Source organism: Pseudomonas mucidolens (assembly GCF_900106045.1).
In the GTDB taxonomy this organism is placed as follows: Bacteria; Pseudomonadota; Gammaproteobacteria; order Pseudomonadales; family Pseudomonadaceae; genus Aquipseudomonas; species Aquipseudomonas mucidolens.
Window position 1 is genome coordinate 4,219,519 of the sequence record NZ_LT629802.1, and the last position, 20,212, is coordinate 4,239,730.

The 20,212-nt window shown below is 61.2% G+C and carries 18 protein-coding genes; 7 read left to right on the forward strand and 11 right to left on the reverse strand.

The annotated features are described in order from the left end of the window. Window positions 1-44 precede the first annotated feature (44 nt). On the reverse strand, window positions 45-974 hold the full coding sequence (locus BLU75_RS19485; RefSeq protein ID WP_084381751.1) for a LysR family transcriptional regulator: 930 nt from the start codon (window positions 972-974) through the stop codon (window positions 45-47). Window positions 975-1,106: 132 nt separating this feature from the next. Here BLU75_RS19485 and BLU75_RS19490 point away from each other — a divergent pair, with 132 nt between their 5' ends. Beyond that, complete coding sequence (locus tag BLU75_RS19490; protein WP_084381752.1) at window positions 1,107-2,120, forward strand: zinc-binding alcohol dehydrogenase family protein; 1,014 nt, start codon at window positions 1,107-1,109, stop codon at window positions 2,118-2,120. A 149-nt stretch (window positions 2,121-2,269) separates the two neighbouring features. Then, window positions 2,270-2,449 carry a hypothetical protein gene (locus BLU75_RS19495; protein WP_084381753.1) on the forward strand — a complete coding sequence of 60 codons (180 nt, stop codon included), beginning with the start codon at window positions 2,270-2,272 and terminating at the stop codon, window positions 2,447-2,449. An 11-nt stretch (window positions 2,450-2,460) separates the two neighbouring features. On the opposite strand, the gene BLU75_RS19500 is transcribed toward BLU75_RS19495, so the two are convergent. Further along, on the reverse strand, window positions 2,461-3,654 hold the full coding sequence (locus BLU75_RS19500; protein ID WP_084381754.1) for a multidrug effflux MFS transporter: 1,194 nt from the start codon (window positions 3,652-3,654) through the stop codon (window positions 2,461-2,463). A gap of 84 nt (window positions 3,655-3,738) precedes the next feature. Next, complete coding sequence (locus BLU75_RS19505; RefSeq protein ID WP_084381755.1) at window positions 3,739-3,936, reverse strand: heavy-metal-associated domain-containing protein; 198 nt, start codon at window positions 3,934-3,936, stop codon at window positions 3,739-3,741. Between the two features lie 147 nt (window positions 3,937-4,083). Between BLU75_RS19505 and BLU75_RS19510 the strand changes: the two genes are divergently transcribed. Both BLU75_RS19510 and cueR read left to right on the forward strand, forming a co-directional pair. Beyond that, window positions 4,084-4,464: a hypothetical protein gene (locus BLU75_RS19510; RefSeq protein ID WP_084381756.1), complete on the forward strand. Its 381-nt coding sequence runs from the start codon at window positions 4,084-4,086 to the stop codon at window positions 4,462-4,464. A gap of 76 nt (window positions 4,465-4,540) precedes the next feature. Beyond that, the gene (gene cueR / locus BLU75_RS19515) at window positions 4,541-4,942 is read left to right on the forward strand and encodes a Cu(I)-responsive transcriptional regulator (RefSeq protein ID WP_084381757.1); all 402 of its coding nucleotides are present in this window, start codon (window positions 4,541-4,543) and stop codon (window positions 4,940-4,942) included. Window positions 4,943-5,017: 75 nt separating this feature from the next. Here the strand turns inward: cueR and BLU75_RS19520 are convergent, their stop codons facing one another. Continuing rightward, window positions 5,018-5,914: a PA4780 family RIO1-like protein kinase gene (locus tag BLU75_RS19520; protein ID WP_084381758.1), complete on the reverse strand. Its 897-nt coding sequence runs from the start codon at window positions 5,912-5,914 to the stop codon at window positions 5,018-5,020. A gap of 186 nt (window positions 5,915-6,100) precedes the next feature. Continuing rightward, window positions 6,101-7,378, reverse strand: coding sequence for an acetyl-CoA C-acetyltransferase (locus BLU75_RS19525; protein ID WP_084381759.1), 1,278 nt, complete (start codon window positions 7,376-7,378; stop codon window positions 6,101-6,103). Window positions 7,379-7,491: 113 nt separating this feature from the next. On the opposite strand from BLU75_RS19525, the gene BLU75_RS19530 reads away from it, so the two are divergent. Then, complete coding sequence (locus tag BLU75_RS19530; protein ID WP_084381760.1) at window positions 7,492-8,844, forward strand: 3-oxoacyl-ACP reductase; 1,353 nt, start codon at window positions 7,492-7,494, stop codon at window positions 8,842-8,844. A gap of 2 nt (window positions 8,845-8,846) precedes the next feature. Beyond that, entirely contained in the window at window positions 8,847-9,695 is an 849-nt protein-coding gene (locus tag BLU75_RS19535; RefSeq protein WP_084381761.1) for a MaoC family dehydratase, read from the forward strand. A 49-nt stretch (window positions 9,696-9,744) separates the two neighbouring features. On the opposite strand, the gene BLU75_RS19540 is transcribed toward BLU75_RS19535, so the two are convergent. The 5 genes from BLU75_RS19540 to pbpC form a co-directional block, all read right to left on the reverse strand. After that, window positions 9,745-10,302: a DUF4136 domain-containing protein gene (locus BLU75_RS19540; RefSeq protein ID WP_084381762.1), complete on the reverse strand. Its 558-nt coding sequence runs from the start codon at window positions 10,300-10,302 to the stop codon at window positions 9,745-9,747. Window positions 10,303-10,347: 45 nt separating this feature from the next. After that, the gene (locus tag BLU75_RS19545) at window positions 10,348-10,953 is read right to left on the reverse strand and encodes a DUF4136 domain-containing protein (protein ID WP_084381763.1); all 606 of its coding nucleotides are present in this window, start codon (window positions 10,951-10,953) and stop codon (window positions 10,348-10,350) included. A gap of 24 nt (window positions 10,954-10,977) precedes the next feature. Continuing rightward, complete coding sequence (locus BLU75_RS19550; RefSeq protein ID WP_084381764.1) at window positions 10,978-11,727, reverse strand: methyltransferase domain-containing protein; 750 nt, start codon at window positions 11,725-11,727, stop codon at window positions 10,978-10,980. After that, on the reverse strand, window positions 11,720-12,028 hold the full coding sequence (locus BLU75_RS19555) for a MazG-like family protein (protein WP_084381765.1): 309 nt from the start codon (window positions 12,026-12,028) through the stop codon (window positions 11,720-11,722). The genes BLU75_RS19550 and BLU75_RS19555 overlap by 8 nt, the downstream gene beginning before the upstream one ends. Before the next feature lie 197 nt (window positions 12,029-12,225). Next, window positions 12,226-14,505, reverse strand: a complete 2,280-nt coding sequence (gene pbpC, locus BLU75_RS19560; protein WP_231982685.1) for a peptidoglycan glycosyltransferase PbpC — start codon at window positions 14,503-14,505, stop codon at window positions 12,226-12,228. Between the two features lie 150 nt (window positions 14,506-14,655). Between pbpC and BLU75_RS19565 the strand changes: the two genes are divergently transcribed. Then, window positions 14,656-14,949: a hypothetical protein gene (locus BLU75_RS19565; RefSeq protein WP_090221536.1), complete on the forward strand. Its 294-nt coding sequence runs from the start codon at window positions 14,656-14,658 to the stop codon at window positions 14,947-14,949. An 88-nt stretch (window positions 14,950-15,037) separates the two neighbouring features. Here the strand turns inward: BLU75_RS19565 and BLU75_RS19570 are convergent, their stop codons facing one another. Next, complete coding sequence (locus BLU75_RS19570; protein WP_090221537.1) at window positions 15,038-19,936, reverse strand: alpha-2-macroglobulin family protein; 4,899 nt, start codon at window positions 19,934-19,936, stop codon at window positions 15,038-15,040. Between the last annotated feature and the right edge of the window lie 276 nt (window positions 19,937-20,212).

Genomic DNA, 20,212 nt, shown 5'->3' on the forward strand with positions numbered 1-20,212 from the left:
AAATCGCAGACAGAAGCTGAGTGAAATTTCTCCGTATTCCGCGGTTATTGCCTATTGCTCCATCGATCCGAGAACTGCTCAGTCAATTTCGTACAACGGGCCACGAGCATTTCCCGCAAAAGGTTGATCGGTTTGCTCAACTGCGCACGGTGAGCGCACAACAGATTGAGGGGCGTTCGCTCCCCCCGCAGCTCCGGCAGGATCACACGCAAGCGCCCCGCCAACACATCCTCACTGACGTCCAGCCAGGACTTGTAAGCGATGCCTGCACCGGCCACCGCCCAACGTCGGACCACATCGGCATCATCGCTGAAACGATCGCCCGTCACGGTCAGGCTGACTTCCCGGCGGCCATCGTGAAACCCCCAATGATCATGCACCCGGCTGCCGAGCATATAGAGCAGGCAATTATGCTGGGCCAACTGCGCCAACTGACGCGGCTCGCCATGCCGCGCCAGGTAGCTGGGCGCAGCACACAGCACGCGGTGATTGTGAGGTGCCACAGGTAAGGCAATCAGGCTGGAGTCCTCGGGTTCACCGTAGCGCAAGGCGATGTCCACAGGCTGGCGAAACAGATCGGCGATGCGATCACCCAGCAGCAACCGCACAGCCAATTGAGGATGCTCGCGCTGAAATTCATCCAGCCAGGGCAGCAGCACATTGCGCCCGAAATCAGAAGGCGCCGACAGTTGCAGCACACCGCTGACGTGATCTTGCCGGCTGGCCAGCAAGCGCCGGCCTTCATCCAACTGACTCAACGCGGCGCGCGCATACTGCAAAAAACCCTCACCTTCAGCCGTCAGGCGCAGGCTCCGGGTAGACCGCGCCAGCAGGCGCGCGCCCAATTGCTGCTCGATACGTTTCAACGCCGCGCTGGCCACAGCCGCCGACATGTCCATGCCCCTGGCCGCCGCCGACAGGCTGCCCAAATCGGCAGCCCGAACAAACAACTGCAAATCATCAAAACGCAGCATGAAGATTAATCCTGGCCAATTATCAAAAATTCTTTGAAAGAGACTGTGCTTTTAGCGGGTTTTATCTTCATTAGAAATAGCCAATCATCTGCTCACCCCGTTCCACGGTCCCGCTCATTTTCGGAACTCATCATGAAAGCCATTGCTTACTACGCCGCCCTGCCCATCCACGACCCCAAATCCCTGCAAGACATCGAATTGCCGGAGCCCGTTGCAGGCCCGCGTGACCTGCTGGTGGAAGTCAAAGCCATCTCGGTCAACCCGGTGGACACCAAGGTCCGTCAGAACGTCGCCCCGGAAAACGGTACGGCCAAAGTACTGGGCTGGGATGTAGCCGGCGTGGTCAAGGCCGTGGGCAATGAAGTGACGCTGTTCAAGGCCGGCGACAAAGTCTTCTACGCCGGCTCACTGGTGCGCCCGGGCGGCAACAGCGAGTTGCACACGGTGGATGAACGGATCGTCGGCCATATGCCCAAAAGCCTGGGTTTTGCCGAAGCTGCAGCGTTGCCGCTGACCGCCATCACCGCCTGGGAGTTACTCTTCGAACGCCTGCAAGTGCGCGAAGGCAAAACCGATGAAGGGCAAACTCTGCTGATCGTCGGGGCGGCCGGCGGCGTGGGTTCGATCCTGACCCAATTGGCCGCACAGCTTACTGCGCTAAAGGTCATCGGCACCGCTTCACGCCCCGAGACCCGCGCCTGGACCAAGGACCTCGGCGCCGAGCTGGTGATTGATCACAACCAGCCACTGAGTGAAGAATTGAAGCGCGTGGGCGTGCCACAGGTGACTCACGTCGCCAGCCTGACCCAGACCGATCATCACCTGGATCAACTGGTGGAGGCCCTGGTGCCTCAGGGGAAACTGGCGCTGATTGATGACCCCAAAGCGTTGGATGTCAGCAAGCTCAAGCGCAAGAGCCTGTCGTTGCACTGGGAGTTCATGTACACCCGTTCGATGTTTGAAACCGCCGACATGATCGAGCAGCACAACCTGCTTAACCGCGTGGCCGAACTGATCGACGCAGGCACGTTGAAAACCACGCTGGGCGAGCACTTCGGCGTGATCAATGCGCATAACCTGCGCCGGGCTCATGAATTGCTGGAAAGCGGCAAGGCCAAGGGCAAAATCGTGCTGGAAGGTTTCTAGACAAACAGGTCTGTCAGGGACATCCGCTATCTGAGTAGGCAGCGGATGACACCGCTAGTCAGACACTTGATCCTTGTCATATTTATCAGCGCATTCGGGTTTATATTGGCCGCCTTTGCCACGCAATCTTTTACGTGAGGACATCAGCAATGAAAATCCTGATAAAAGCGTTAGCAAAATCCCAAGGCAGCAAATGGCAGGTTCACCTGGACCGGAACACCTTTACCTTCCGCAGCGAGGCCGAGGCCAGGGCCTTCGCCAACACACTGCAAAGCCGCATCCAGGCGCCCCACCACTTTCCCGAAAGCCAGCAGCGCGCTGCTGGCTGAACATGCGCTGATCAGACCGGCGCTTGCAAGGCTCTTTCACGCTGCAGGCGCCGGGTCCACATGGCCACAATCACTGCCAATACCCCGCACAGGCTGATGACCATCGCCATCGGCATGGCGGTGCCATTGTGCAGCACGCCGACCAACGAGGCAGCGCCAGCCGCTATGCCAAACTGAATGCACCCCAGTAACGCCGAGGCGCTGCCAGCCCGTGCGCCCTGCCCGTTCATGGCGCAAGCCGAAGTATTGGGCATGATGCAGCCCAAACTGGCCATACAAAAAAACAGCGGCAGCATCAACGGCCACAGCGCCTCGGTCTGCAGCACGCTGACTGCCAGCAACGCCAGCGCCGCCGCCAGATACACCCACACCGTGCGGGTCAGCAAAAACGCCGGGCCACGCTTGGACAACAACCGCGCGTTAACCTGCGCGACCAGGATGAAGCCCGCCGCGTTGGTGCCGAACAGCCAACCGTAATGCTCGGCCGGTACCCCATAGAGTTTGATAAAGACAAACGGAGAACCCGCGATGTAGGCAAACATCCCGCCAATCGCAATGCCTCCGGTCAGGGCATAACCGAAGAATATCCGGTCCCCCAACAAACGACCGTACTGGCGCAACGCCCCGGATAACGGTTGTCGAGGTTGATTGGCCGGCAGGCTTTCCGGCAGGCCGACAGCCACCGCAATGCCCGCGCCGACGCTGAAGAGCGTCAACGCCAGGAAAATCGACTGCCAGCCATACAGGTTGACCATCACCCCACCCAGCATCGGCGCCAGTATTGGCGCCAGCCCGACCACCAGCATCAGTTGCGAGAACACTTTGGCCGAGCCCACCGCGTCACATTTATCACTGACCACCGCACGGGAAATCACCATGCCCGCACAGCCGCCCAAGGCCTGAACGAAGCGCGCGCCGATCAGCCATTCAAGAGATGGCGCATAAGCGCAGGCCAGGGAGGCCAGCGTGAACAAGGCAACGCCACTCAACAACGGAAGACGCCGGCCAAAACGGTCCGCCAGCGGCCCATAGATCAGTTGCCCGATAGCCAGGCCAGTGAAGTACACGGCCAAGGTCAGCTGGATATGCTTTTCATCAGTGCCGAATGCCACGGCCATGGCCGGAAATCCCGGCAGGTAGAAGTCGATTGCCAGGGGCGCAAATGCGCTCAAGGCCCCCAGAATCAGGATTATGCGAAGTTTCATCAGGCACCCAGGTAAGTCGGCAGCTCAACAGTCTAGCCGTGCCTGGGTGCCTTGAACATTACGTTAGGTCGCTAACTATCAAAATCAGGCGAGTTTGGCGCTGTAGCCTTCTTCAGCGATCAGGTCGATCACCTCCTGTGGCAACAGTCGGCTTTCAACGCCGACTTCCTTGGCGGCCAGGTCGACGCGTACGCTGGCCGCTGGATCCCGGTTCTGCACCGCTTGTGTCACGGCCCGGACGCAATGGCCGCAGGTCATTCCTTCAACGTTGAATACTTGCATGGGGTGGCTCCTTTGATAACGTAGTCGGCAGTGTTGACCTTTCTACGGTGGCAAGGTCAAGTTCCGAAATCTTCGGCCGGGCTGGTATTCGTGGGCATCGTCGGCCAAGCTGCAAGCAACCACGATTTAAAACTCGGAGAATTCCCCATGCGCTGGTCGCTGTTTGGCCTTGCCGGCCTGATGAGCCTGTTCGCCGCTGCCCCGATGGCCAATGCCGCCGAAGACTACGCGGTACTGATCATTTCCCGGGAGCGCCTGGAAGTCCCAACCAATTGCGAAATTGGCTTGTACGTGAACGACCAATTGGCCGGGCGACTGTTTCAGGAACAAGCCACCTCCTTTAACTTCCCCGAAGGCCAGATCTCGCTGCGTCTCAAGCTGCTGCCGGGCCAGGCCCCGGGATGCTTACCGGGTATGCTGGCGCCCAAGGCACAGGAAATCACCTTGAAGGCCGGAGACGTGCGCAAGTTGCGCATCGCCCAGGGCGCCGACGGGATGTACCTCAAGTCGGCGAAGCTGGGTTACTGAAACATTGATCTGAATCCTTGACCTTCCCCCGAGGTCAGGGTTGATCCTAGGGGCAATGTCTCCGGGAGTATTGCTCATGAACATCGGCCAAGCAGCCCGTCAAAGCGGCTTGAGCGCCAAGATGATTCGCTACTACGAATCCATCAATCTGCTCAAACCGGCCCTTCGCAGCGCCAGTGGTTATCGCCTGTATGGCGCCGACGACTTGCACACCCTGGCGTTTATCAAACGCTCGCGAGACCTGGGCTTCTCCCTGGAGGAGGTCGGTAAATTGCTGGAACTATGGCAGGACCGGCAAAGGGCCAGCGCCGACGTCAAGGCGTTGGCTCGCCAGCACATCGATGAACTGAATCAGAAAATCCGCGAATTGGGCCAACTGCGCGATACCTTGCAGGAACTGGCCGAAAACTGTCAGGGCGACCACCGGCCAGACTGCCCGATTCTCAAGGAATTGGCCTCTGGCGCCGGTTGTCGTTGAGGATCCCTGGCGCGGCTGCTACGGGATGCTCAAGTCAAGGATGACCCGATTGGCCTTGAACACCCCGAAGGTAGGTCACTGCATCCAGGGCGGCGGCGGTTCTTCCGCGGTCTTGCCCGGTGGCGCATCGTCCGCCGCGCGTATCGCCTGGCGCCGTTCCTCATCCAGCCGCGCCGCGTCAATCTCACGCATCACGCTGCCGACGTCCGCCGACTCTTCCGGCTCGTCAAACTCGCCGGTCAAAAGGCTGGCCGGATGCAAGGTACCCGCTTCGTAAAGCGCCCACATTTCCTTGGCGTACTTGGTGTGCTTCAATTCCGGCGCGAAACGCCCGAAATAGGCGGCCATGTTGCCCACGTCCCGCTCCAGCATGCTGAATGCGTGGTTGTTGCCCGCCGCATCCACCGCTTGAGGCAGGTCGATGATCACCGGGCCCGTCGGGGTCAACAGCACGTTGAACTCGGACAAGTCACCATGCACCAGACCCGTACACAACATCAGCACGATCTGGGAAATCAGGAAGGCGTGATATTCACGGGCCTGATCCGCATCCAGCGTCACGTCGTTAAGACGCGGCGCCGCGTCACCGTATTCATCGGCCACCAGTTCCATCAACAACACGCCTTCAAGGAAGTCGTAGGGTTGAGGAACTCGCACACCGGCCCCCGCCAGACGAAACAGCGCCGCCACTTCGGCGTTCTGCCATGCGTCTTCGGTTTCTTTCTTGCCGAACTTGGAGCCCTTGGCCATCGCCCGGGCTTGTCGACTGTTACGGACCTTGCGTCCTTCCTGGTATTCGGACGCCTGACGAAAACTTCGTTTATTCGCCTCCTTGTAGACCTTGGCGCAACGTAGCTCGTTGCCGCAGCGCACCACATAAACAGCTGCTTCTTTACCACTCATCAGTGGGCGCAGCACTTCGTCGACCAGACCGTCCTCGATCAGGGGTTCAATGCGTTTAGGAGTCTTCATCAGCTTTTATTGTGGGTCCTTTATTACCAAACACGCGTATGGCACTCGTTATACGGCAATCCTCTCACAGCTGGGAGAGGATACCGACCTTTGACCATCCAAGAATGCGCCCAATATGCCAGATTTATCTGACAAGACCGCTTTTGCCAGCAATTCCCCGCAAAGGCGAGGCAATGATAGCCGAGATCAGCGCTCGACAATTGCGCTCACGCCCTGACCACCGGCCGCGCAGATCGAGATCAGCCCGCGCCCCCCACCCGCCGCGTCCAACAGCTTGGCCATATTGGCAATGATCCGCCCACCGGTGGCCGCGAAGGGATGCCCGGCCGCCAGGGAGCTGCCCTTGACGTTCAAGCGGCTACGATCGATGGCTCCCAATGGCGCGTCCAGTCCGAGACGGGTCTTGCAATACTCGACATCTTCCCAGGCCTTGAGCGTACACAGCACTTGGGCAGCGAATGCTTCGTGAATCTCGTAGTAATCGAAGTCCTGCAGCGTCAGGCCATTTCTCGCCAGCAAGCGTGGAATGGCATACACCGGCGCCATCAGCAGCCCTTCGGCGCCGTGGACAAAATCCACCGCCGCCGCTTCGCCGTCACGCAGATAGGCCAGGATCGGCAGGCCACGCTCCTTGGCCCACGCCTCACTACCCAGCAGCACGAGGGAGGCGCCATCGGTCAGCGGCGTCGAGTTGCCGGCGGTCAAGGTGCCCTTCTCACTGCGTTCAAACGCCGGTTTCAGACTCGCGAGTTTTTCCAGGCTGAGGTCGGGGCGTAGGTTGTTGTCGCGGGTCAAACCGAGAAACGGCGTGAGCAAATCGGTGTGCCAACCCTCGGCGTAGGACGCGGCCATTTTCTGATGGCTTTCCAACGCCAGTTGGTCCTGTTCGGCACGAGGGATCTGCCAAGTCTGGGCCATCAGCTCGCAATGCTGCCCCATGGACAGGCCGGTGCGAGGTTCACCATTGCGTGGCAGCTCGGGCTTGAGGTGCTGGGGGCGAAGTTGTAACAAGACTTTTAATTTATCCGCCATGGATTTACTGCGGTTGGCTTTCAGCAAAAGTTTACGCAGCCCCTCGTTCACGCCGATCGGCGCGTCGGAGGTGGTGTCGACTCCGCCGGCAATCCCACATTCGATTTGTCCCAGGGCAATCTTGTTGGCCACCAGCAGCGCCGCTTCCAAGCCAGTACCGCAGGCCTGTTGGATGTCGTAGGCCGGAGTTTGCGGCGACAAACGCGAGCCCAGCACACACTCGCGAGTCAGGTTGAAATCCCGCGAATGCTTGAGCACCGCGCCGGCTGCCACCTCACCCAGGCGCAAGCCATGCAGGTTGTAGCGCTCGATCAGGCCTTCCAGGGCCGCGGTCAGCATCGCCTGGTTGCTGGCCGTGGCGTACGGGCCATTAGACCGGGCGAAGGGGATGCGATTACCGCCAATGATCGCGACACGGCGCAACTGAGTCATGGAAAGTTCCCTGAAGGTGGTGGGTGGAATCTTGAGCCTAGCCTAGGCTCAATCGAACGACTTTCAACAATTGATGGTCCACCGTTTGAACCCCAGCAGCCGGAGAGCGTTCCATGTCTGACCGTTATATAGACTTCGCCAACTCAAGCCTCGGCCAGCGACTGGTTGCCGCCATCGGCCTGCCGTCGCCGGGACACCTGGAGCGGTGGCAAGCCGGCCGCCTGCGCCCTGTCGAGGGTGCCCTGTTGTTAGGTGGCGGTCCGCTGGCGGCCAAGGTATTGCCATTTGCCAACAAACTCACCGAGGCGATTTTCAGCTACGGCGCCGACCCCTTGGAGGCCACCGCGTGGATTCCGGGGCATGGTCCCAAACTCAAGGCCGTGGTGTTCGACGCCAGCCATCTTCAGCACACCGATCAGCTCAAGCAATTGCGCGAATTTTTCCAGCCGTTGCTGAAAAATCTCGATCACAGCGCGCATCTGGTGATCCTCGGACGCGCGCCGGAAAGCCTTGATGAGCCGTTCGGCGCCAGCGCCCAGCGCGCCCTTGAAGGTTTCAGCCGCTCGCTGGCCAAGGAGCTGCGCAACGGCGGCACCTTGCAATTGCTGTATGTCGGCGAAGGTGCCGAAGACCAGCTGGAAGGCGCCTTGCGGTTTTTCCTTTCGCCCAAAAGTGCGTACATCTCGGGCCAGGTGATTCGCTTGAGTGCCTGCGCGACGCAAGTCCAGGACTGGACACGCCCGCTGGCCGGGCTCAAGGCGCTGGTGACGGGTGCGGCGCGAGGCATTGGCGCCTCGATTGCTGAGACCCTGGCCCGCGATGGCGCGCAGATCGTATTGTTGGACGTACCACCCGCCAAGGCAGACCTTGAGGCATTGGCGGCGCGCCTGGGCGGGCGCGGCATTGCCCTGGACATCTGCGCCGAAGACGCCGCCGCGCAGCTTATCGAGCAGTTGCCGGACGGTATCGACATCGTGGTGCACAATGCCGGCATCACTCGGGACAAGACCCTGGCCAACATGACGCCTGAATATTGGGACGCGGTGTTGGCGGTCAATCTCAACGCGCCCCAAGTGCTGACCAAAGCCCTGCTCGACAGCGGTACGTTGCACGACAACGGCCGCGTGGTGTTGCTGGCCTCCATCAGTGGTATCGCCGGCAATCGCGGGCAGACCAATTACGCCGCGAGCAAGGCCGGCTTGATCGGCCTGGCCCAGGCTTGGGCACCTCTGCTGGCCGAACGCGGCATCAGTATCAATGCCGTGGCGCCCGGTTTTATCGAGACCCAGATGACCGCACACATTCCTTTCGCCCTGCGCGAGGCGGGGCGGCGCATGAGTTCGTTGGGTCAGGGCGGCCTGCCGCAGGACGTCGCCGAAGCGGTGGCCTGGCTCGGTCAACCGGGTTCCGGCGCCATCAGCGGTCAGGCCTTGCGGGTCTGTGGACAAAGTCTGCTGGGAGCCTGAACATGGAATGGCAAACTTTGCACAACAGCCCTTCGTTGCCGCCGCTGTATCTGCGCGCGGCCCTCAAACGCAACATCAGTGGCACGACACTGCCCGATTGCGGGCTGCGCTGCCCGGTACGCGTCAATCCCAGGGCGGTGGAGGCTTATCGCAAGGTCTGCGGGTTTGCCGACGGCCCCATGTTGCCGGCGACCTACCCGCACATTCTCGCGTTCGGCCTGCAACTGCAATTATTGACCGCCAAGCACTTTCCTTTCCCGCTGCTGGGCCTTGTGCATCTGCGTAATCGCATGCGCATTCTTCGCCCACTGGGCGCTGTGAGTGAAGTACAGGTCAGCGTGCACGCGCAAAACCTGCAACCCCATGCAAAAGGGGCGACGTTTGACCTGATAACTACGCTCGACGATTCTCTCGGCCGGCTATGGGAAGGCGAGAGTCGCATGTTGTGTCGCGGGGCAAAGCTTGCGGGAGAGTCGATGGACCAACCCCTGCAGATCATCGACCCGCTGAACGAACTGCTCCGGTGGCAGGTGCCCACTGACATCGGCCGCCGTTACGCACGGGTGTCCGGGGATTACAATCCGATTCATTTAAGCGCGCTGACGGCCAAGCTGTTCGGTTTCCCTCAGGCCATCGCCCATGGTCTGTGGAGCAAGGCACGCGCATTGGCGGCTCTCGAGGAACATTTGCCCATCGTCAACATCGAGATTGAGGTCGACTTCAAGAAGCCAGTTCGTTTACCCAGTGAAGTGATCTTGTCATGCAGCCCTCCTGGCTCGAACGGTCAATGGCAATTGAAAGGAGCGGGCGATATCGAACACATGATTGGACAGTGGAAGCCGATTGGTTGAAACCCGGAACTTCCACTGATGAGCTGCCTATACCCGATACCGTGGAGTTTCAGCGCGGCGGATAGTTGGAGAGCACCTTGCTGACAGTAACGCGGATGGCCGCCGCACGGTCCTGCGGGTCAGGCGTGCCGCTCATCATCTGCTCATCGCTGCCGCGCCAGACCAGCTTGCCGTCCGTGCCGTCCAGCAAGTCGATCTGGAGGGTGGCGACCTTGTAGGTGATGTTGCGGGTTTCGTTGTACATCGGCGCGCCCCAATAACCGTTCCATGGCCCGCCCCACGCGCCGCCGTAGTTGGTGCTGACTTGTTGCTGGCGGTCTTCGACAATCAGGTAGGCCTGCACATTCAAGTCGGCCTTGGTCCCGGCCGGCGCGGCGCGTAAACCGCGTTGATCGAGCTGGTCGGCAACCGCCTGGCGGATGCGCTGTTCGGTGAGGTCACTCCTGATCCGGGGGTCATCGGGCCGGTACTGCAGCGCGGGCTCTTTCCAGCTCCAACTGCGGTAGGCGCCAAAGTCGCGGCTGGCGTCAAAATCGTGGTTGACCTGGCTGGTCTGGCAGCCACCGAGCAGCACGGCAAAAGCAAGCAAAGCGAGACGACGCAACATGGTGGTTCTCCAAAAAACAGTCCGAACCTGAGATGAGAATAGTTGTTAACTTGGAGGATACGCCGTCATTGCCTTTTGCACAGCCTCACGCAACGCATCACCGCGCTCGCTCAGGCTTCCCTGGCTACCGGTTTCGGCGCTGGCACTCCACACCGGCTGACCGCTGCGGGCATCGAACAGATTGACCCGTACCACCACGACCTGCACTTCATAGGTGCGCACGATCGGCACCGAGTTGTACATGCCATAGCCGTTACCGTAGCGGTTGTAGCCGCCGTAGCCATACCCGTAATCGTCCTGCACCTGACGCAGGCGCTTCTCGAGGTGTACATCAGCGCTGACCAGCAGATCCGGCGCCCGGTTATCATGCAACGGGCGCAAGCCGCGCTGGTCCAGGGCGCCGCTGACCGCTTCGGCAATCTGCGCCGAGTCGGCCCAAGCGGTGCCTGCCGGAAGTTGGCCATTACGCCAAGCCCAGTTACGGTAGGCACCATAGTCGCGCACCGGCGCCGGGTAGGCGCTGGCATCGAACGTCCTGGCAGCCTGGGCAGGCGCCGGCGGCATGGGGCTGGAAGCCGCCACATAAGGGTTGTTGCTCTGGCACGCGGCAAGCCCAAGGCAGAGCAGGATAAATCCGACATGACGCTTCATTTCGACCTCCGCAGACTGGGCCGTTTAAACCGGACGGCAGATCCAGTGCAAATAACGTCCAAGCCCGGCAAAACCTGGATGACGACGGTGAGCCAGCTCCATCTCCAACACGTCCGGCAAACTGGCGCGTGCCTGGAACTCCAGCGGCATGTAGTCGTGGAACACCCGCACCCCACTCTGGCTTTCGACCTGCCACAGCCCTGCTAGTTGCGCCGCCAACGCCCGAGGGTCGAGGGGTTGTTGCGGAGTCAGGCTTTGCTTTTCACCGGCCATGTCGTTCGTGCGCATTTTGCGGAAGTGACCTTTGAGCAGATTGCGGTAAATCAGCGCATCGCGGTTATAGAAAGCCAGGGACAACCAGCCGCCGGGCACGGTCAGTTGGTGCAACACCGGCAGGATCGCATGGGGTTCTGCCAGCCATTCCAACACGGCGTGGCACAACACCAGATCGTAAGGCTCGGTGAGCCGGCCCGGCAGTTCCTGCCAAGGTGCCTGGATGAATGTGGCCTGTTGGCCGGCTTCGGCAAAGCGTTGGCGCGCGCCTTCAAGCATCGGTTCGGCGGGCTCGGCCAAGGTCACCTGATGGCCGCGCTCGGCCAGCCATAACGACATATGGCCGAGGCCGGCACCGATATCCAGCACCCGCAACGGCCGCTCCGGCAAGGCTTCGCTCAAGTCGGCCTGCAACACCACGAGGCGAATCGCGCCCTTGGCACCGCCGTAGATTTTCTCGGCAAATCGCGTCGCAAGCTGGTCGAAATGACGATCACTCATGGGCAAACCGCCGTTCGCTGTCGGCCAGTTTGGCGCGAACCACTTGATCCATGTCCAGCCCCAGTTCGCTGCACAGCAGCAGGAGATAAAGCACGATGTCGCCTACCTCCTGGCCCGCATGGGCGAGCTTGTCCGCAGGTAATTGTCGAGACTGATCTTCGGTCAGCCACTGGAAGATTTCGACCAGCTCGGCCATTTCGACACTGGCGGCCATCGCCAGGTTTTTCGGGCTGTGGAATTGTTTCCAGTTGTTGTTATCACGAATGCGATGCAGACGTTCGGTAAGGTGTTCGAGGTTCATGGGGGGCTCCTGAAGGCGTATAGCTTCGGGTGGATAGGCGGGGATGGCAAGTGAATCTGCGGGGGTTCATGGACTTGCGGGTCACCGTTGGAAAAGAGCCTGGAATGGCACCCCGAGGCGATCTCAGGTTTTTCGCGAGCAAGCTCGCTCCTACGGTGCCCTGGGCGCGGCAACGGATAGGCCCCAACAATCACCACTCAGTCCACCACGCTGAACTCAACCCTGGCCGTCTGCCCCGCCTCATCCAGCACACTCAGTTGATAGCGCCCCAAGTGCTCGAAACTGGTGTTGATACTGTCCTGATTAGCGCTGTCGCCCAACGGAGCACCATTGAGGAACCACCAGCGCCGCCCGCTGCCGCCCAGGGCCGACAGTTCAAGACGCAATGCGTGCGAGCTCGACGCAGGCAGCCGCAGTTGATCACCCTCACGCACACCGACGATCGACAGCGGCGATGACGCCGCCAACGCCGGTGGCGGGCAAGCGGAATCGGGCGCAGGAATCCGCGCCTCGCGCCGTTCGATCCTGGGCAACCAAGGCTCCAGCGGCGCCGGCCACAGCGCAATGTCACGGGACACCGCACCCGGGCAGTTGGCGGCAACCCGCAAGCCCTTGGCATTGACCCAGATTTTTTCCATCAGGCCGACACTCAACGGTTGGTCCAGCGCCTGCAAGGTCGGCGGCGTGGTCTTGTCCAGCGTCCAGGCAAAACGCTGGCGGCGGCAATTCGGATCACTGCGGCTCATCGGCTGGCCCAACGGCCAACAAATCGCGGCCACCCCGACATTCGTCGGCACCGGTTTGACCGGTGCCGTGATACCGCGCTGGCTGTCGCGATTGGTCAGCACATCATGCACCTGCAACATCAACGGCGCCGCCGACGCCAGGCCGAACTGGCCCGGCACCGGGGTGCCGTCGGGCCGGCCGATCCACACGCCGATCAGATAACGCGGCCCGACACCCAGCGCCCAGGCATCACGAAAGCCGTAACTGGTGCCCGTCTTCCAAGCCAGCACCGGCCGCTGTACCAGCTCGGCCCGCGGATCGCGATCCGGCCGCGCCTGGCCGCTGAGGATGCGTCGCACAATCCAGGCAGAACCCGGCGACAACAGCGGCCGCTCTCTGAGCAAATCCTGCGGTTGCAAACGGATCGTGGCGCTCTTGCCATCCCGGGCAAAGGCGCTGTAGCCACTGACCAACTCCTCCAGCCGGCTACCGGCGCCCCCGAGAATCAGCGCAAGGTTCGGCTCAGCCATCGGCGGTAGCGCCAGCGGCATGCCGCCGACGCGCATTTCGCCGGCAAAGCGTTTCGGCCCGTAGGCTTCCAGCAACTGCACGGCCGGAAGGTTCAATGAGCTGGACAACGCAGTGCTGGCCGGCACCGCACCGGTAAAGCCCATGGAAAAGTTGCCCGGCCGATAATCGCCGTATCGCCGGGGGACGTCCTGCAACAGCGATTCGGAGTGAATCAGCCCGGCGTCCAGCGCCATGCCATACAGAAAGGGCTTCAACGTCGACCCCGGCGAACGCAGGGCGCTGATCATGTCGACATGACCAAAGCGTCGGGCGTCGTTGATGTCCACCGACCCGAGGTAGGCGCGCACCGCCATGCTTTGCTCTTCCACCACAAGAATGGCCGCCGAGGTGTGTTCCGGCAGGCGCGCACGCCAGCCCATCAGCAAGTCTTCCAGGCGGCGTTGCAGGCTGGCATCAATGGTGGTGCGAATCAGTGGCGGGCTGTCGGGACGGTTCAGACGACGGGCCAGCAATGGCGCAAGACTGGGTTCCTGGCGTGGCGCCAGCAACAGCGATTCTTCAAGCGCTTCATCGACGGCGGACTGCGGCCACACCTGAAATTCGCCCAGCCGCCGCAGTACTTTGTCTCGCGCCTCCTGGGCTCGCCGCGGATGACGATCCGGGCGCAAGCGACTCGGGGTCTGGGGCAACACGGCGAGCAAGGCGGCCTCGGCCCGGGTCAGGTGTTGCGGCGATTTGCCCAGATACGCCCAACTGGCCGCCGCCACCCCCTGCAATGTACCGCCGAAGGGTGCTCGATTCAGGTACAGGTTGAGGATTTGCTCTTTGGACAGGTACCACTCCAACTGCGCCGTGCGCCACAGTTGTCGCAACTTGCCATGGAGGGTGCGCGAATGGGGATCGAGCAAACGTGCCACTTGCATCGACAAGGTGCTGCCACCGGAAACCACCCGGGCGTCTGTCAGGTTCTGCCAGGTGGCGCGCATCAGGGACAACGGATTGACGCCGGGATGCTGGTAGAACCAGCGGTCTTCATAAGTCAGCAAGGCATCGAGGTAATACGGTGAGACCTCGCGGCTTTGCACCGGATAACGCCACACCCCGTCGGCATCGGCGAAACGCCACAAGGGTGTGCCGTCCTCGGCCAACACCACGCGGGCCAGGTCGTCCTTGGGCAGAGGTAATGGCCAGAGTCGATCAGCCAGCCACAGCAGCGCCATCACCAATAACAGGCTACCCACGGTCCAGCGTGCAACTAATCGCAAATTCAACCGGGCAAACCTCTATGCTTCAACGGAACTCGCCCGCGGGATTGACGGCCAAAGGCTCAGGTCCGGCAGATACGCCCACCACTTCATCAGGACACTCATATGCAGGTAGAAAGCTTTTTTGACTGGCTGGGCCAGGCACTCGGTTCGGTTATTCGGTTTATCGTCGACGGGCTCAGTGGGTTGTTCGGTGCACTGACAAATGCCGGCGGCAATTTTATTGACGGTTTGTCCCGCACCTTGGGCATGGATACCTCAATCATCAGCATAATCACCTTGATCATCGGCTTGATGCTGCTGTATTCGGCAATCCGCGCCTTTATGCGAGCGTCAATCATCATGGGGATTATCTGGTTGCTGCTCGGGTTGTGGCTGCTCAGTTGGGTCGTACATTAAATAGAGACCCTGTGGCAGGCGGGCTTGTGTGGGAGCGAGCTTGCTCGCTCCCACATAAAGATAAAGCCGGGTTCCACAGGTGTTGCGTTCAGCGGCCTTTGATCACCATATCCGCCGGGGTTTCACCCACCGCCTGCCAGTTCGGCCGGTACATCGATTCCACTTGCGGCGGCGGCACCCGGTAAGTCCCCGGCGTTACCGCGCGAGCCAGGTACAACAGGTGCGTGGTGCCATGGCCGTCGAGGTTCAATGCCGCGACATAACGGTCATCGCGAAACTCCTGATGCTTGATCGATGCGTTCTGCATTGACTCGCGCCACTCCTTGACCTCACTGCTGGCGTTTTCCAGGCTGGCGGCGCTTTGCGCCAGGTTCTGGTTTTCCAGTTCCAGGCCGGCGGGCAACAAATCCACCACCAGGGCGTCTGGCACCCGCTGTTTATTGGCGCTGACGACCAGGTGCACCAGCACCAAATCCCCGCTGTTAAGGTTACGCAGATTCAGCGGTTGGCCATTCATGCCGAGGTATTCACGGCGAATGCTGAGGTTTTCACCACCGGCGGCCGGCGGCTGCAGTGGATAACCGGAAATGCTCAATTGCTGGTAAACCGGTTCGCTGCCTTGATTACGCAGGGTCAACGGGGAAGCCAACAATGCACCTTCCAGCTTCAAGCCGGATTGACCGTTGTTCAGTTCGCGGGTTTCACCTCCACTGCCCAATTGCGCAGTCCAATTGGTTTCCGGCTTGCTCAACAGCCCACGGCCGGCAAGGAACAGCGAGTTGCGCTCCTGGGTCGACAACCACTGACTGGCAGCCATCTGGTCGGACAGTTCGAACAGCCGTTCTTCGCGCGCGCCCTTGGCCAGATCGTTTTCTTCCAGCAGCGCCAGAATCATCGCCTGGTCACGCAACGGGCTGCCATAGTCGGCCAGCCACTCATTGGCTTTGCGCTTCACCGCCAAGCCGGCAACCAGAGCCTGATCGGCACGCGGCTGATCGCCCATCTTCTGCAAGGCGATCGCCAACTGCACCAGCGGCAGCCCGGAGCGGGCATCGGTACGCCGCTCGAACAAACTGCGCAAGGCGCCCAGCGGTGCCTGCTGACTGCGGGCCAACACCATGCCGGCGTAGGCCTGCACGGCGAAACGGCTGTGATCGGCGTCATCGCTGTAGTCGACCTCGATCAGGTTGCGCTCCTGCACATAACGCAGCAGGCGCTCGCTGGCGTTTTTCAGCGCTTCGGACGGCACGGCAAAACCCTGGTCACGGGCCCGCAACAGGAAGTCGGTGACATATGCCGTCAACCAATACTCTTCCGAACCATCGGCGCCCCACAAACCGAAGCTGCCGTTATAGCGCTGCATGCCCAGCAGGCGTTCGATGCCCAGTTCGATCTTGCGCTTGCGCTCGGCGTCCGGTTCACCCTTGAGGCCGAGGCGGGTCAACACTGCGGCGTCAGCATAGAGCGATGGGTACAAGCCGCTGGCAGTTTGTTCCAGGCAGCCATACGGATACGCCTTGAGCGCGCGAATCTGTTCGCCAAGGTTCAACGGTGGACGACTCGACAGGCTTAACAGCGCCTCGCGTCCGGCCGATTCAAACAGCGCCAGCTCGGCTTCCGGCAGGCTCCAGGTTTGATCCTTGAGTACCGCGCGGTAATGCTTGAGCAGCGCCGGATAGGCCGGCCGCACACCCAGCGTCCACTCGCGGGTGAACGGCGGCAGGCTCTCGCCTGGCAGATCAAGGCCATTGACGCTGACCTTGACCTTGCCTTGGCCAAAACCACCCAGCGCACGCACCGGGATGTGCAAGGTGGTGCGCTGGTCCTTGGTCAACTGCACGCTATGAGCAGCCTCGCCGAGCAAGCTCAGTTGCCCTTCGGCACTGAGCTGTACATCAAGCTTCTGGGCCTTGCCCGACAAGTTGGACAGGTCCAGCGCCAGCGCGGTCTGGTCGCCACCGGCCAGGAAGCGCGGTGCCGACAGCTCGGCAATCAGCGGCGCGGCGATCACGGTCTTGGCTTCGGCCATGCCGTAGCGATCGTCGCTCCAGGCCTGGGCCATCAACCGCAGTTCGCCGTTAAAGTCGGGAATATTGACGCTGACTTCGCCTTCGCCTTTCTCGTTCAACGTCACCGGCGCGCTTTGCAAGGCAACGATGGTGACACTGGTATCCGGACGCTTACCGCCCTTGGCCAATGCTGCATCACCGCCAAACGCCAGACTGGCGAGACGTCCCTGTCCGGCTTCGATCAGTTGACCGTAGATATCGAACTGGTCCACGCCGTAAGCCTTGCGACCAAACAGCCCGGAATACGGGTCCGGCGTCGGGTATTCGGTGATATTGAGAATACCCACATCCACCGCCGCCACCAGCACATGCACCTGCTTCGGTAGGCTGCCGTCGGCGTTTTTAGCGGCGACTTTTACCGTCAGCGGCTGCTTGGGACGCATTTTTTCTGGCGCGCTCAGGCTCAAATCCAATTTACGCTGGGTGCGATCCAGCGGCAGATGCAGCAGGCCGACCGCGCGTTTCGGGGTGACATTGGCTTTGCGTTCGCCCGGACGAATCACCAGGGCGCTGACATACAGGTCGTGACGCGACCATTTCGGATCGAGCTTCACCGCATAGCTTTTGCCCTCGGCCGGCACGTCGATTTCTTGCCACCACAGCGGCCCTTCGCTGGACTCCACCAGCAGGTAGCCCTTACCGGCGGCCGGCGGGGTAACCGTGACGCTGGCCGTATCGCCATCGGCATACGCCGGTTTATCCAGCGCCAGCTTGACCTGATCCGGGCGCACCGCGCCGCCTTCGGTATTGTCCTGAGCCTGATAGCCGGCCCAGAAGCGCACGCTGCTGATCAGGCCGGTTTGCGGGTCTTCGACCTCGACCCGATAAGGGCCCCACTCCACCTGAAAGCTGACCTTGGCGGTGTCGCCGGCCTTGATATTGACGCTCTGCTCGTCGAGGTTGAGGAATTTTTCGTTGTAGTGATAGCTCCAGCCATCGTTGTCCGAGTAATTCCAGTAGTAATCGCGACGCTCACGAATCAAGCGTACGTTGAGGTTGTCGGCGGCGAGCTTCTGGCCGGCCTGATCGGCCAGCAGCACTTCAAATTCCGCAGGACCATCGCCATTGGTTTCTTTGCCGTCGAACAGTCCGCGCAGGCCCGGCAATTGCTCGGCCGGCCATATCGGCTGCACCAGACGTCGGGTGATTGGCCGTCCGCCGGACTCTTGCAGGCTGGCCTGGACGATCAGTTGCAACGGCGACTTGGCCTCGGCCCATTTACTTTCCAGGGTCAGCAGCGCTTCACCCTTGGCGTCGAGCACGCTTTCGTCGAGTTCGAAGTCCTGGCTCAGTTCCTCTTCGGTGACAGAACCGAACTGATACCCCGGCAGCCCTTTGACCGCCTCGCGCAGCGGGCGCACATAGACTTGCCCACTGATCCGATTACCCGAAGCGGGCGCGCCGTACAGGTAGCGGCCATTGACCTGAATGGTCGCGTTGTCGGCAGGTTTGAGCGGGGCGTCGCTGCCCTTGAGTTCCAAGGCCAGGCGTTCCGGCAAGAAGTCCTCAACGAGGAACTCATACAGCTGTGGCTTGCCGTCGCCGAGGTCGAACACCAGTTGCCAGCGTCCGGTCGGTGCTTCGCCTGCCAGTTGCAATTGATATTGATAAAGCCCCGAAGCATCCGCGGCCCACACGAACTTACGACTGACCTGCTCATCCGGGCGGCGTACCTCGACGCTCACCGGTTGCGGCTTGACGGCCTTACCGTCGCTGTCCCGCAACAGGGCATTGAGCAGCACGGTTTCGCCTGGACGGTACAGGTCACGCGGACCGAACACGAAAAACTGCAGCGGGTGAGCGGGTTGCCCGCCGATATCAAACTCGGCCAGGTCCAACGCCGCGCTGTCCAGGCGCAACAGGCTGGTTTGCTCGCCCTGCTTGGCCAGCAACACCTGGGCTTTTTTCGGCAACGGCAACTCGACATGGCCACCCTTGCCGGTCTTGCCCTGAGCGAGTACACGCCCTCCCGCATCGAGGACTTCCAGATCAACCCCGTCCAACGCCTTGCCGCCTTCCAGCGCCTGGGTGAACACATCCAGGCGGTCCGCATAGCGGTGTACCGACAGGCCGATATCGCTGAGCGTGAACAGCGTTGCCGGTTGCGAGTAGTTGTAGGTGCCCGAGGCACGCATCACTGCCAGATAAACGCCCGGTTGCTGTAACTGCTTGAGGCCGGCGATCGGCAGCAGCAGGGTTTCGCGGGTGTTGCGTGCCGGATTCAGGTCGAAGCGGCCGCCATACACCAGCTCGGCCATCGGCAGCAGTTCGCGGGATTCATAGCTCTGCAAGCTGGTGCTACGGCCCCACTGGGCGAGGAACGCCGGCAGGGACTCGGGCTTGATCCGGAAGAACTCGACGTCGATCTTGTCGACATTCAGCGCGATCACCGGCAGGCCTTCGGCCAGACGGGTCGGCAATAATGTGCCACGGCTGGCGAAGCCGACAGTGGCTTGCAGGTCGCGGGTTTCCAGGCGGCTGATGTACTCGGCGGCGAGTTTGGCGTCATTGACCCCGCGCAGGCCGGGGTCAACCGTCAGTACCAGTTTGCGCTGGGGTTCGAGGTGGCGCAGGCGCAGCTCCATCAGGTTGTCGGAGAGTTCCCAGGCGCCATCGACCTTGCCGGACTTGCTGTCCACCAGATGCAGTTTGTCGGCGAACTTCTGCTCCGGATCCAGCGGAATCGAAAAGCTCACCGACAAGCTGCTGGCGCCATCCACCTGGACTTCAGACACGTCCACCACACTTAACTCGCGGCCGGCGTAGCGCTGCTCGAGGGCCGCCACATCCACCGCAGGCTTGACCGGTTGCGGCGCCGTCACCGCAGCAGGCGCGGCAGGCGCGGCCGGTTTATCTGAGGAATCACAGGCGCTCAGCAGGGCCAGCGCGCAGGCCAGGAACAATCCTTTGTTAAGCATGGGGCACTCGTTGTCGGTGTAGGCGAGGATTGAACTATATATCAGCTCCGGCAAAACGGTATGGCCAAGACGATGGTTTGCGGTCGACTGAATGTCTGAATCCGCGCAGGGCTTGAAGGCCGCCCCCTCACCCTAACCCTCTCCCCAAAGGGGCGAGGGGACTGACCGCGAGATATTGCCGTTTTACATCGACCTGAAAGCTCGCACTGAATCCAAAATCGATTCGGTTTAACCGGTCTCCCCAGGTGGCGAAGGGACTGACCGCGAGATATTGCC